Annotated in this window: 13 protein-coding genes; 10 read left to right on the plus strand and 3 right to left on the minus strand. The window is 66.5% G+C overall.

Annotated elements, in window-relative coordinates:
• The first annotated feature begins 34 nt into the window (after positions 1–34).
• The 4 genes from RBB34_RS09305 to RBB34_RS09320 all read left to right on the plus strand — a co-directional run bounded on the left by RBB34_RS09305 (position 35) and on the right by RBB34_RS09320 (position 3698).
• Positions 35–856 (plus strand): ABC transporter permease, encoded by an 822-nt coding sequence (locus RBB34_RS09305; protein WP_306118939.1) that lies wholly within the window; start codon positions 35–37, stop codon positions 854–856.
• Positions 849–1652: an ABC transporter permease gene (locus RBB34_RS09310; protein ID WP_306118940.1), complete on the plus strand. Its 804-nt coding sequence runs from the start codon at positions 849–851 to the stop codon at positions 1650–1652. Before RBB34_RS09305 ends, RBB34_RS09310 begins: the two co-directional genes overlap by 8 nt.
• A gap of 2 nt (positions 1653–1654) precedes the next feature.
• A complete protein-coding gene (locus RBB34_RS09315) occupies positions 1655–2710 on the plus strand; it encodes an ABC transporter ATP-binding protein (RefSeq protein ID WP_306118941.1) in 1056 nt (351 codons plus the stop codon).
• Between the two features lie 67 nt (positions 2711–2777).
• Positions 2778–3698, plus strand: coding sequence for a LysR family transcriptional regulator (locus RBB34_RS09320; protein WP_306118942.1), 921 nt, complete (start codon positions 2778–2780; stop codon positions 3696–3698).
• An 86-nt stretch (positions 3699–3784) separates the two neighbouring features.
• On the opposite strand, the gene RBB34_RS09325 is transcribed toward RBB34_RS09320, so the two are convergent.
• Together RBB34_RS09325 and RBB34_RS09330 are read right to left on the minus strand one after the other, a co-directional pair.
• On the minus strand, positions 3785–4564 hold the full coding sequence (locus RBB34_RS09325; RefSeq protein WP_306118943.1) for an SDR family oxidoreductase: 780 nt from the start codon (positions 4562–4564) through the stop codon (positions 3785–3787).
• The gene (locus RBB34_RS09330) at positions 4554–5630 is read right to left on the minus strand and encodes a mannonate dehydratase (protein ID WP_306118944.1); all 1077 of its coding nucleotides are present in this window, start codon (positions 5628–5630) and stop codon (positions 4554–4556) included. The genes RBB34_RS09325 and RBB34_RS09330 overlap by 11 nt, the downstream gene beginning before the upstream one ends.
• 209 nt (positions 5631–5839) lie before the next feature.
• On the opposite strand from RBB34_RS09330, the gene RBB34_RS09335 reads away from it, so the two are divergent.
• The 4 genes from RBB34_RS09335 (at position 5840) to RBB34_RS09350 (ending at position 10169) form a co-directional block, all read left to right on the plus strand.
• The gene (locus RBB34_RS09335) at positions 5840–6658 is read left to right on the plus strand and encodes an FCD domain-containing protein (RefSeq protein WP_306118945.1); all 819 of its coding nucleotides are present in this window, start codon (positions 5840–5842) and stop codon (positions 6656–6658) included.
• Positions 6655–7623, plus strand: a complete 969-nt coding sequence (locus tag RBB34_RS09340; RefSeq protein ID WP_306118946.1) for a substrate-binding domain-containing protein — start codon at positions 6655–6657, stop codon at positions 7621–7623. The genes RBB34_RS09335 and RBB34_RS09340 overlap by 4 nt, the downstream gene beginning before the upstream one ends.
• 84 nt (positions 7624–7707) lie before the next feature.
• Complete coding sequence (locus RBB34_RS09345) at positions 7708–9210, plus strand: sugar ABC transporter ATP-binding protein (protein ID WP_306118947.1); 1503 nt, start codon at positions 7708–7710, stop codon at positions 9208–9210.
• A complete protein-coding gene (locus tag RBB34_RS09350; RefSeq protein WP_306118948.1) occupies positions 9210–10169 on the plus strand; it encodes an ABC transporter permease in 960 nt (319 codons plus the stop codon). The genes RBB34_RS09345 and RBB34_RS09350 overlap by 1 nt, the downstream gene beginning before the upstream one ends.
• 199 nt (positions 10170–10368) lie before the next feature.
• Here the strand turns inward: RBB34_RS09350 and glpD are convergent, their stop codons facing one another.
• Complete coding sequence (gene glpD / locus RBB34_RS09355; RefSeq protein WP_306118949.1) at positions 10369–11973, minus strand: glycerol-3-phosphate dehydrogenase; 1605 nt, start codon at positions 11971–11973, stop codon at positions 10369–10371.
• Here glpD and RBB34_RS09360 point away from each other — a divergent pair, their 5' ends adjacent.
• Entirely contained in the window at positions 11974–12174 is a 201-nt protein-coding gene (locus tag RBB34_RS09360) for a hypothetical protein (RefSeq protein ID WP_306118950.1), read from the plus strand.
• Positions 12171–12965 carry a DeoR/GlpR family DNA-binding transcription regulator gene (locus RBB34_RS09365; RefSeq protein ID WP_306118951.1) on the plus strand — a complete coding sequence of 265 codons (795 nt, stop codon included), beginning with the start codon at positions 12171–12173 and terminating at the stop codon, positions 12963–12965. Before RBB34_RS09360 ends, RBB34_RS09365 begins: the two co-directional genes overlap by 4 nt.
• Positions 12966–13176 lie beyond the last annotated feature (211 nt).

A 13176-nucleotide genomic window follows, 5' to 3' on the forward strand; every position in this document is an offset into this window, starting at 1 on the left:
TCCGAAGCCTTTCGCGCCCGTCCTCGAGCCGGTCATGACCGATCGCACGGAAAACCTGGTCTTGGTGCTGCCCGGCCTGTTGCTGCTGGCGCTGGCCTTCTTCGTGCCCATCGCCCGGATGCTGGTGCTGTCGGTCGAAGGCGAGGCGGGGCTGACGCTCACCCATTTCGAGCGCTTCCTGTCCGATCCGTTCTACCTTTCGGTGCTGTGGCGCACCGTCCGGCTGTCGTTGATCATCACCCTGATCTGCGCCGCGATCGGCTTTCCCATGGCCTATATCATGGCCCATGTTGGCCCGCGCCTGCGCCTTTGGCTCATCGTGCTCGTCATCCTGCCGCTGATGACCTCGGTCGTCATCCGAACCTTCGGCTGGATGGTGCTGCTCGGCCGCTCCGGGCTGATCCCGGAGATCTTGCGCGATCTCGGCCTGGCCGAACGCAATTTCGCGATCATGCGCACCGAGGCGGCGATCGTCATCGGCATGGTGCAGGTGCTGCTGCCCTTCATGACGCTGTCGATCCTGGGCGTGATCACCCGCATCGACCGGCGGCTCGAAGAGGCCGCCCGCACCATGGGCTGCAGCTTCCTGGGCACGCTGCGCACCGTGGTGCTGCCGCTGGCCATGCCCGGCATCGTCGCCGGCTCGCTGCTTGTCTTCACGCTCTCGGCCAGTTCGTTCGTCACGCCCAACCTGCTTGGCGGATCGCGCATCCAGGTGCTGGCGGCCTCGATATACCGCTCGGTGACGCAGACGCTCGACTGGCCCTTCGCCGCCGCCCAGGCGGTGATCCTGTTCGCCGGAGTGCTGCTGATCCTGATCCCCTACGCGCAACTGACGAGGCGCGCCGATGGTTAGGGCGGTTCCGGCCTGGCTGCGCGTCGGCGCCTGGGTGTTCGTGGCGCTGACCGCGCTGTTCCTGCTGGCCCCGCTTGTCGTCGTCGTCGGCGTCTCGGTGTCCGAAAGCCAGTTTATCGCCTTTCCGCCCGACGGGCTGTCGCTGCGCTGGTACCGGGAGGTGCTGCAGTCGGACCGCTATCTCGCCTCGGCCTGGATCAGCCTGCGCGTGGCGCTCGCCGTCACCGTTACCGCCTGTCTGATCGGCGGCGCGGCGGCGATCGCCATCCACCGCCGCACCCTGCCCTTTTCCGAGGCCATGGCCACGTTCTTCCTGTCGCCACTGGTGCTGCCCACCATCATCTACGCCATCGGCATGCTGATGTTGTGGAGCGCGCTGTTCGGCCCGGTCTCGATCCTGACGCTGTGGCTCGGCCACACCGCGATCACGCTGCCCTTCGTCGTTCGCACCACGCTGGCCGTGCTCAGCGAATCCGATCCGTTCCTGGAAGAGGCCGCCAAGACCATGGGCGCCAACCGCCTGCAAAGGCTGTGGCTGGTCGTGCTTCCGCAATGCCTGCCGGGGCTTTTGGCCGGCGGGTTTTTCGCCTTCAACATCTCCTTTGACGAGGCGGTGCTGTCGCTGTTCCTGCGCCGGCCGGACATGACGACGCTGCCGGTGCAGATCTACGGCCAGCTCGAATTCAGCCCCGACCCTTCGGTGGCGGCGGTGTCGTCCATCATGATCGCGCTGACCGTCTTCCTGATCATCGTCATCGACCGGATGCTCGGCATCCAGAAGTTCGCGAGTAACTGACAGTGGCCGACGTTCACCTTTCCGGCATCACCAAGTCCTTCGGCAATGTCGAAGTGCTGCATGGTATCTCGCTTGCGGTCGCCTCTGGCGAGTTCGTCAGCCTGCTGGGCGCCTCCGGCTGCGGCAAGACCACCTTGCTGCGTATCGTCGCCGGACTTGAAACGGTGACCTCCGGCTCGGTCGCCATCGCCGACCGCGACGTCACCGCGCTGCCGCCGGAGCGCCGCGACATCGCGATGATGTTTCAGTCCTACGCGCTCTTGCCGCATCTGAGCGTTTTCGAGAACGTCCGCTTTCCGCTGCGCATGCGCGGGATCGGCACGCGCGCCGAGCAGCATGAACGCGCCCGCGACGCGCTGGAGACGGTGCAACTGGCCCATCTGGGCGACCGCCGTCCGCGCCAGCTCTCCGGCGGCCAGCAACAGCGCGTGGCGCTGGCCCGCGCCGTCGTCTCCCGGCCGAAGGTGCTGCTGCTCGACGAACCGCTATCCAATCTCGATGCGCGCCTGCGCGAGGACATGCAGGTCGAGCTGATCGAGATCCACAACCGGCTCGGTCTGACCACGCTGTTCGTCACCCACGATCAGGACGAGGCGCTCAGCCTGTCCGACCGCATCGTGCTGATCAATCAGGGCCGGATCGAGCAGATGGGCGCGCCGGCCGAGATCTACGACCGGCCGGCGACCGCCTATGCGTCCAACTTCATCGGCGCGGCCAATCTCGTGCCGGCGTCGATCGAGGACGGCGCGGGCGGACCGCTGGCCCGGCTCGAAGATGGCCAGCACATCGCCCTTGGCGATCAGGTCGATGAGCGCGGACCGGTCACGCTCGCCCTGCGCCAGGAGGATCTTGCGCTTGCCCCGGCCGATGCGGACGCCGGCGACGGCCTGAAGGCCCAGGTGCGCACGCGCGTATTTCTGGGCGCCCGCTCGCGCTATGTTATCGCGCTCGGCGACACCGTCGTCCGCGTTATCGACACCGGCCGCGCCACCTTCCGGAGCGGCGACCGGGTGCGGCTGACGATCGATCCCGAGCGCATCCGCGTCCTGCCCCGATAAGGACGCGATGGAGCGCCAGGCCGCAATCGCACTGGCGAGCGGCGCGCAATCTGCTAAAGGCGGGCCTATGCGCGTTCTCGACATGAAGACGATCGTGGCGCTCGCGCGAAACAGGCATTTCGGGCGCACCGCCACCGAGCTCAACATCACCCAGTCGGCGATCTCGAGCCGGCTTGCGGCTGTCGAGGCCGAACTGGGCTGCCGGCTGATCAATCGCGGCGAGGGCCAGTTCGAGCTGACGCCGGAGGGGCACAGGGCGCTCGCCAGCTTCGAGCGCATTTTGGGCGAGCTCGACGATCTGGGCGGCGCGCTGGCCGGCGCCGCCAGCCCCATGGCCGACCCCTTGCGCATCGGTGCGATCGACACCGTCTCCTCGACCTGGATGCCGCAACTGGTCGACGCGCTGCATCTGCGCTATCCCAGTCTGAAGATCGAGCTGACCGTGGACGGCACCAAGCGCCTCGTCCAGGGCATGAAGGACAACGAATTCGACCTGATCTTCTGCCTGCACCCGGCGCTCGACGACGGCTTTCGCAGCTACACCGCCTGCATCATGCAGATGGTCTGGACCGGCTCGCCCAAGCTCGTCGATCCCGACCGCGTCTATTCGGTGGCCGAACTGGCCGAACTGCCGATCATCACCTTTCCGCCGCACTCGCCGCCCTACGAGATGATCGCGCCCTATTTCCACGACGACCAGGCGCTCGCCTCGAAGCTGACGAGCTGCAACTCGCTTTATGCGATCATCAACCTTCTGATCGACGGCTTCGGCGTCGGCGCCATCCCGACCGTGACCGTGAAACGCGAGTTGCGCTCGGGCCTTCTGCACAAGATCCGCGTTGAAAAGCGCTTTGCGCCCATGCCGATCATCGCAACCTATCAGGCGAACACGCGCCAGGATCTGATGCGCGAACTGATCGCCCAGGCCAGAGCGACGGTCGGCGAATACTGCGCCAGCGTCGACCCGGACACCGCCTGGGTCGCCTGACCGCCGCCCGGCCCGCCAACTTGCCGGCCCTTCACGCGCGCCCGGCCCCGGCCGTCCGGCCGCGCAAGGACGTTGCCGACATCCCTTCACACGCCGATATGGGCCAGAAGGCCGCCATCGACGAGATAGTCGCCGCCGGTGCAGAAGCCGGCGCGGTCGCCGGCAAGAAAGGCGATCAATTCGGCGGTCTCCTCGATCGTGCCGACGCGACCGATCGGATGGGCCTTGCCGAACTGGGCGATCATCTCCTCGACGCCCTGGCCCTCGCCGGCAAGCTGCTCGGCGCCGTATTCGAGCAGCGGCGTGCGGATCGAGCCGGGGCTGACCGAATTGACACGGATGTTGTCGCGGGCGCAGTCGACGGCCATGGCGCGGGTCAGCGCATGCACGGCGCCCTTGGCGGTGGCATAGGCGAGCACGCCATACTGGTTGGCATGGCCCTGCACCGACGAGACATGGACGATGGCGCCGCCCCCGCGCGGCTTCATGTGCCAATAGGCATGGTGCGCGGTCAGATAGCAGGCGCGCAGATTGATCGCCATCACCCGTTCCCAGTGGTCGAGGTCGGTGTCCTCTATGGTGCCATAGGTCTGGATGCCGGCGGCGTTGACGACGATGTCGATCCCGCCCGGATCGGCCGCCGCCGTCTCGACAAACATCCCGATCTGCTCGGGCACGGCAAGATCGACCCTGTGCACGGTCAGCGCCAGGCCTTCGGCCTGTTCCCTTGCGGCGCGGTTGAGCGCCTCGTCGATGCCGCACAGATGCACGCTGGCGCCTTCGCGCGCGAATTTGAGCGCGGCACCGAGCCCGATGCCGCTCGAACCGGTGACCAGCGCGACCTTGCCGTCGAATTCACCCGCCATGGCCATCCCCCTGCCGTTTCGCGCCCGCGATCAGCGCCTTCATGTAGCCGATGGCATAGGCCTTGCCCGCATGCCAGGGCGCGCCGCATTCCAGTTCCGGCGTGTGATCGGGAATCAGCACGCCGTCATAGCCGTTCTCGGCCAGGATATCGACGATGCGCGCCATGTCGATGTCGCCCTCGTCGATGAACACCTCATGATAGTTCGGCACCTTACCGCGCACATTGCGGAAATGGATGTAGCCGATGCGGTCCTGCCGGGCGAATTCGGCCACCGTCCGGTAGATGTCGCCGTCCGCCATCTCCTGCAGGCAGCCAAGGCACAGCTCGGCCTTGTTGGCCGGCGAGGGCGCGAGCGCGAAGGCGCGCCGATAGGCGTCGTGCGAGTTGATCAGCTTGGCGCTCAGGCGCAGCGCCTCGACCGGCGGGTCGTCGGGATGGGCGGCGAGCGTGATGCCGGCCTCCTCGGCGACCGGGATCATCTCGGCGAGGAAGCGGCGGTAGCGGTCCCAGATCTGCGCGGCCGAGATCGGGGCGACCGTGCCCGGCCCGAGCGTGTCGCGATAGGCCATGTTCCAGGCCATCCCCTCGGGCATGGGCTCTTGCGGATCGATCCTGTCGATGTCGAAGCCGACCGACATCGCCCCGCCGCGCGCATAGGGGCCGCGCGTCCAGCCCCACACGCCGACGGCGGAGAAATTGTAGCCGATGCAGGGCACGCCGGCGGCGGCGGCGGCGCGCACGATGGATTTCAGCGTGGCCATCTGTTCGTCGCGCCGGGGACCGTCGAGCAGCACGTCGTGCCAGTGGCGCACGGCGAAGTTCTCGACCGCTGCCAGTTGCAGATCGTGGCGGCCCAGATCGTCGATCAGCGTGCGGAAGGTCTCGTAGGTCCAGTCCCCGGTCTGGCTGGTGCCCCAGCTCATGTCGCGATCGTTGGCGAGCTGCGGATTGTCGGAGAAATAGTCCTCCAGATGGGCGACCACATGGCTGACGCCGAGCTGGCGCGCGAAGCGGTAGTGGCTCTCATTGAGCATCTTGCGATAAAGGCCAAGGCCGATCTTCACCTGTTCACCCCCCTGTGCACGCAGGAGCCCCCGGCGCCGTTCTTCTTGTTGGTCCAGATAGCGCTTCTTGCTGGCACGAAGCTTCCTTGCCACGCCCGATGTGATATCAATTTCATTGATTTTGCAAGGAAAATTTCTTTGCTTTTGCTCTTGAAATCGGCTCGCATCGCTGGGAAACTCGAACTGGACCAACAAGAAGGCCGGAGGCCATGGCGGAGCCGCAGCTCAGGGAGCAGCCCGGGGAGAATGCCCCGACGCCGGCGCGCGAGGAAAGCGCGGTGGACACGCTCGTGCACGCCATCAAGGGCTTCATCCAGGAAAACAACCTGCAGATCGGCGATGCGCTGCCTTCCGAGCGCGAACTGGGCGAGCGTTTCGATGCGGCCCGCAACACGGTGCGCGAGGCGGTGCGCACGCTCAAGGCCTATGGCGTCGTCGATGTGCGTCCCAAGGTCGGCGCGGTCATCGTCAACCGCCACATGGACGCGGTGCTGGACCTGTTCTCGTTCCAGTTGACCATGAACCGGAAGACCTTCATCGACATTCAGGGGTTCCGGCGGCTGATCGAGGTCGGCAGCGTCGATGCGATCGTCGAGGCGGCCGGCGAGGCCGACATCGCCGCGCTGACGCGGATCAACGCGGCGATTCCGGCGGCGCCCAGCGTGCATGCGGCCGCGCGCAGCGATTTCGAGTTTCACCGCACGCTGCTGGCGCTGATCGGCAACAAGACCGTGCTGGATGTCTACACCACCATGGCGCCGATCATGATCCGGCTGATGGAGACCGGCAAGGAGACCGACGGGCTGCAGGGCACCTTCGACACCCATGCCCGGATCATCGATGCGCTGCGCCGGCGCGACCGGCTCGCCTACCAGTACCTGATGTCCGCCCATCTCGACCACGGACTGCGCTATATCGACCGCTCGGTGGCCAATGGCGGGCCCGGGCGCAACGCGGCCGGCACGGCCGGTGAACCAGGTGTTGCCGGCGGCGCCGGCGGCCAAAACGAGGAGGAGACCCAACCATGAGACCATTTTCGACACTCAAGCGGACGCTGATCGCGGCCGGGGCGCTGGCGGTCATCGCAGCGCCGTCGGCGGCCGAGGATCTGACCGTGGCCGGCATCGTGTTCCAGCAGGACCAGTTCTTCCGCACGATCCAGATGGGCATGAACGCGGCGGCCGAGGCGGCGGGCGCGACCATGCTGGAGGGCAATTCGGGCTCGCAGCCCGAAAAGGAGATCAGCCTGATCGACACGTACATTGCACGCGGGGTCGATGCAATCGTCATCTCGCCGGTCTCGGCGGTGGCCTCCATCCCCGCGCTCAAGCGCGCCAAGGACAACGGCATCCACGTCGTCACCTACAATTCGACCATCGAGGACGAGTCCATTCCGGTCTCCTATCTCAATTCGAGCCAGCGCGATCTTGGCAACACGACCGGGCAGATGGCGGCCGCCTTCATCGAGAACGAGCTGGGCGGATCGGCGAAGATCGCAACGCTCGGCTTCAAGGCGCTTCTTCCGGAAATTTCCGCCGATCGCGTCGACGGCTTCATCGAGGAGGCCGAAAAGGGCGGCGAAATCGAGATCGTCTCGCAGCAGGATGCCTGGCTCGCCGAGGATGCGGTGCGCGTGGCCGGCGACGTGATCACCGCCAATCCGGACATCGACATCATCTATGCAGCCAATGAGGGCGGCACGGTCGGCGCGGTGCAGGCGGTGCGCAATGCCGGCAAGCAGGGCGAGATCTTCGTCTTCGGCGTCGACGGCACCGAACAGCTCGTCTCCTTCCTGCTCGACGGCGACAACGTCCTGCAGGGCGTCACCGCCCAGCAGCCCTTCGTGATGGGCGAGATGGCGGTCAACAACGCCATTGCCGCAGCGCGCGGCGAGGAGGTCGAAAAGACCGTCATCGTGCCGGTTCTGGGGCTGTCGCGCACCGACGAGGCGGGCGTCAGGGACTTCCAGGAATATCTGAAGTCGCTGAACTGAGCCTCGATCGCCTTTCGCGCAAAGGGCGGCGCCGCGCCGCCCTTTGACGTGCCGATCACCAATGCGCATCCTTGCGGGGCGGCCATGACGGCGGTTGTCGAGACCAGCGCGCTGACCAAGCACTACGGCAATGTCGTCGCGCTGGACGATTTCACACACCTGTTCGAAAAATCGCGCATTCACGCGCTGATGGGCAAGAACGGCTCGGGCAAGTCGACGCTGGTCAAGATGCTTTCGGGCGTCGTCCAGCCGACCGCCGGGCAGATCGCGCTCGGCGGCATGCCGGTCCGGTTCAAGTCGCCCAGCGACGCGTTCGCGGCCAATGTGGTCACCGTGCACCAGGAACTGAGCCTTGTTCCCGAACTGTCGGTCGCCGAGAACATCTTTCTTGGGCGCCTGCCGCAGCGAACCGTGCTGGGCGTCAGCGGGATCGACTGGCCCGGCGCGATGCGGCGGACGGAGCAATTGCTCACCGCGATGGGGCTCGACATCGATCCGCATGCCCAGGTCAGGCGGCTCAGCGTCGGCCAGCAGCAGACCGTCGAGATCGCCAAGGCGATGAGCTTTTCGCCGGCGCTGCTGCTGCTCGACGAGCCGACCTCGGCACTGGCGAGCAGGGAAGTCGAGATGCTGTTCGAGCTTCTGCGCCGGCTGCGCGAGAGCGGCGTGACGATGATGTACATCACCCATCGCATGTCGGAACTGGCCGAGATCGCCGACACCGTCACGGTTCTGCGCGACGGCCGCCACGCCGGCTCGGTCGAGATGGCCCGATCGAGCAGCGAGGAGATCATCGACATGATGTTCGGCGACGTCGCCCGGGCCACCCATCCGGGCCGGCGCCTGCACGATCCGGCCGCCGAACCGGTGCTTTCGGTGCGCGGGCTGACGCGCCAGGGCGCCTTCGAAGATGTCAGCTTCGATCTTTTTCCCGGCGAGGTGCTGGGCATTGCCGGCATGCTGGGCGCCGGACGCACCGAGCTTCTGCGCGCCATCTTCGGCGCCGATCCCTTCGATGCGGGACAGATCGTCATCGACGGCAAGCCGGTCGAGAAGCCCGATCCGCGCGCCATGACCCGCATCGGGCTGGGCTACACGCCCGAGAACCGCAAGGAGGTCGGGCTCGTCCAGGCCCATTCCATCCATGCCAATCTGTCCATGGCCAGCCTGCGCAGGAACGCGGTCAAAGGCATCGTGACGCGCGCCGCGGAGCGGCCCGGCGTCGAACGCCAGGTCGAGCAACTGCACATCAAGATCGGCAGTGCCGACGATGCCGTCTCCTCGCTCAGCGGCGGCAACCAGCAGAAGGTGGTGATCGGCAACTGGCTGAACACCGACCCCAAGGTGATGTTCTTCGACGAGCCGAGCCGGGGCGTCGACGTGCACGCCAAGCAGCAGATCTTCCAGATCATCTGGGAGCAGGCAAGGAAGGGCGTCAGCGCCGTGTTCGTGTCGACCGAACTGGAGGAGCTTCTCGATGTGTGCGATCGCGTGCTGGTGATGAAGCAGGGCCGCATGCTCGGCGAACTCGACCCGGCCGAAACAACCCTGTCGCAGCTCTACATCGCCTGCATGGAGGGCCTTTGATGCCGCTGTTCTCCGTCTTCCAGCGCTATCCGCTGGAGATCATCCTCGTCCTCATCTACATCTTCCTGATTTTCGCCGCGCCGGGCTTTGCAACGCTCGACAACCAGCTCAACGTGCTGCGCAACGTCACCATGATGGGCATCATCGCCTTCGGCATGACGATGGTGATCATTTCGGGCGAGATCGATCTTTCGGTCGGCTCGGGCGTTGCGTTTTCGGGCTGCCTGACCGCCTGGGTAACGCGCGAGCTGACCCCGTTCGTGGGTGCGTTCACCGCCATAACGCTGGGCGCGATCGCCGCCATGGTCGCGCTGTTCTGCGTGGGCGTTTTCACCGGCAAGCTGCGCCAGCATTTCAACATGCCGACCTTCATCACCACGCTGGGCCTTCTGACGGTGCTGTCGGGCGCGGCGAACCTGATCACCGGCGGCTTTCCGATCACCGCCTTTCCCTATCAGTTCAACTTTCTGGGCGCGGGCGTGCTGTTCGGCATTCCGTTCCCGGTCTACATCTTCGTTGCGGTGTTCTTGTTCGTCTCCTTCCTGATGAACTACACCAGCTTCGGGCGCGCCGTTTACGCCGTCGGCGGCAATCTCGAGGCGGCACGGCTGTCGGGCATCGATGTGTGGCGCACCAAGACGCTGGCGCTGGGGCTGACCGGCGTGTTCACCGCCATCGCCGGCATCCTGATCGCCTCGCAGATCCTGTCGGGCTCGGCGAGCGCGGCGCGCGGCTGGGAGCTCGACGTGATCTCGGCCGTGATCATCGGCGGCACCAGCCTTTTCGGCGGCAAGGGCACGGTGCGCGGCACGCTGATCGGGGTCCTGTTTCTGGGCGTGATCGTCAACGGGATGACCCTGCTCAATGTCAGCGAGTACTGGCAATTCGTCGTGCGCGGCATGCTGATCATCGGCGCCGTGCTGATGAACCATATTCTGGATACGCGCGTCAGGGGGTGAGCCATCGCCGAACGCACCGCCAATGCGCCGTGCCGGCCGGCGACCGGATCGGCATCTGCCCCGGCCCGCCGCCGCGCGATGCGGCAACCGTACTGCCCGCGCATTGCCGGCGAGCAACCGCATCGTGGCGAAACCGGCGCGGACGGATCGGCAGGGGACCCTTGCGGGCGGGCGCAGAAAGGCTCGCCCTGCCCTTCGGCTATTCGGCGGCCGCGCTCGAACCTTGCGCGCCCGCCTGCCGCCGCATCCAGGCATCGATCGCCGCCACCTGCTCGCCGGTCAGGCGCAGGCCGAGCTTGGTGCGCCGCCAGACGACATCCTCGGCGGTGCGCGCATATTCGTTGCGCATGAGCCAGGCGAGTTCGGCCTCGGTCAGGCTCGCGCCGAAATCGACACCCAGATCCGCGCGGTCCCTGGCGTCACCGAGCACCGCCTCGGCCTCGGTACCATAGGCGCGCGCCAGCCGCCGTGCCCAGCGACGGTCCAGGAACCGGTAGCGCGCCTGCAGGTCGTCGACCAGCCGGTCGAAGCCGTCGACCTCGAAGGCGCCGCCGGGCAGCGCTGCGCCGGCCGTCCAGGCCGCGCCCATGGCCGGCAGGTGCGGCGCAAGCCTGGACAGCACATTTTCGGCCAGCCGCCGATAGGTCGTGATCTTGCCGCCAAACACGTTGAGCAGCGCCGGGCCGTTGGCGTCGAGCGAGAGCACGTAGTCGCGCGTTGCCGCCGTCGCCGAACTGGCGCCATCGTCATAGAGCGGGCGCACGCCCGAATAGGTCCACGCGATGTCGTCCTCGGTCACCGGCGTTTCGAAATAGCGCGATGCGAAGTCGCGGAGATAGGCCCGCTCCCGGGGCGTGCACTCGGCCTCCTCCGGCGCCCCGTCATGCTCCTGATCGGTCGTTCCGATCAGGGTGAAATCGGTCTCGTAGGGAATGGCGAAGATGATCCGGCCATCCTCGCCCTGGAAGAAGTAGCACTTGTCATGCGCGTAAAGGCGCCTGGTGACGATGTGGCTGCCGCGCACCAGGCGAACCCCTTCGGCGCTGTTCATGCGCACCGTGTTGCGCACGATATCGCCAACCCAGGGGCCGCCGGCATTGACCAGCGCGCGCGCGTGAAACGTCTGGCTTTCGCCGCTGTCGGCATGCTGCACGGTCACGGCCCAGACCGCGCCCCGCCGCTCGGCCGCGGTCACCCGGCACCGGGGCATGATGCGCGCGCCCAGCCGTTCGGCGTCGCGCGCATTGAGCACGACCAGCCGTGAATCCTCGACCCAGCAGTCGGAATACTCGAAGGCGGTCGCGTACTTGTCCTGCAGCGGCGCGCCGGCCGGATCGTGCTTGAGGTCGACGGTCGCCGTGCCCGGCAGGATCTGCCGGCCGCCCAGGTGATCGTAAAGAAACAGCCCCAGCCGGATCAGCCAGGCCGGGCGGCGCCCCTTCATCCATGGCATGATGATCGACAGCAGCCTCGAGGTCGGCGTGTCGCTGACAAAGCGCATGTCGGCGTGAAGCGGCAGCACGAAGCGCATCGGCCAGGCAATGTGCGGCATGGCACGCAGCAGCGTCTCGCGCTCGATCAGCGATTCGCGCACCAGCCGGAACTCGAAATACTCCAGATAGCGAAGGCCGCCATGGAACAGCTTGGTCGAGGCCGAGGAGGTGGCCGAGGCAAGGTCGTGCATCTCCGCCAGGGCGACGCTCAGGCCACGCCCGGCCGCATCGCGGGCGATGCCGCAGCCATTGATGCCGCCGCCGATGACGAAGATGTCGAACGGGGCGGGGTCGTGCGTGGGGGCGGACACGTGCTCGAGACCCTTCTTCGGCCGTTGGGCGATGGCGGCTGTACGGTCGCCGCTGTTCGCTTTTTTGCGTTTGGTGTCCTATTGTGGAGAAAACTTTTCGTTTATCAACAGGACGCAACGAAAACAGTGAAAATGATGACGGTACTGCCCTTCCAGGCGTATGGATGTGGCGAGCCCGACGCGGTGGAGGCGGGTGCGTGAGCGCGAGCCTGCGCCGCAGGGCGATCCTCGAACACATGCGCAATCACGGCAGCGCCTCGGTCGAGGCCCTTGCCGAACGCTTCGGCGTGACGGGGCAGACGATCCGGCGCGATCTGACCGAACTGGCCGGTGCGGGCAAGATCGATCGCGTGCATGGCGGCGCGATGATGCGCGCCGGCGTCAGCAACATCGTCTATGAGGAACGCCGTCGGCTGAACGCGCCGGCCAAGGAAGCGATCGCCCGGGTGGTGGCGGCGCAGGTGCCGGACAACGTGTCGCTGTTCATCAATATCGGCACGACCACCGAGGCCGTGGCGCGGGCGCTGCGCGACCACCGCAACATCACGGTCGTCACCAACAACGTCAACGTCGCCAACATGCTTGCGGTCAATGAGAGCTGCGAGATCATCGTGTCGGGCGGCACGTTGCGGCGATCCGATGGCGGTCTTGTCGGCGATCTGGCGACGCAGACGATCGAGCAGTTCAAGGTGGACATCGCGGTCATCGGCGCTTCGGCGCTCGACGCCGAAGGCGACATGCTCGACTACGATCTGCGCGAAGTGCGGGTCTCAAGGGCCATCATCGGGCACGCGCGGCGGGTGTTCGTCGTTGCCGACCGGTCGAAGCTCGACCGCACGGCGCCCGTCCGCATCGCCTCGCTCGCCGAGATGGATGCGCTGTTCACCGATGCGCCGGTGCCCGAGGCGCTTGCATCCAGATGCGAGGATTGGGGCACCGATGTGTTCGTCTGCCCGCCGGGCAAGAACGCCGGCGACGAAACGGGCATTTGAGCCCCGGGCCAAGGCGACCTCGTCGTCCAATGGCAGACCGTCTCCGCGCAGATCGTCCGCGTTGTGCACGGGGCCCAATCGCGGTTTGTCTGCGACACAGCGCTCGGCCGCCACGCACATGCGCGCCAGCGTCGCGAAAAAGAACTCAACTGCGTTACGCCGTCAGTCACCGGCATGCGTCTCGCGTCGCCGCCGCCCGACGGTGGACGTG

It is taken from the genome of Roseitalea sp. MMSF_3546 (assembly GCF_030732865.1).
In the GTDB taxonomy this organism is placed as follows: Bacteria; Pseudomonadota; Alphaproteobacteria; order Rhizobiales; family Rhizobiaceae; genus Roseitalea.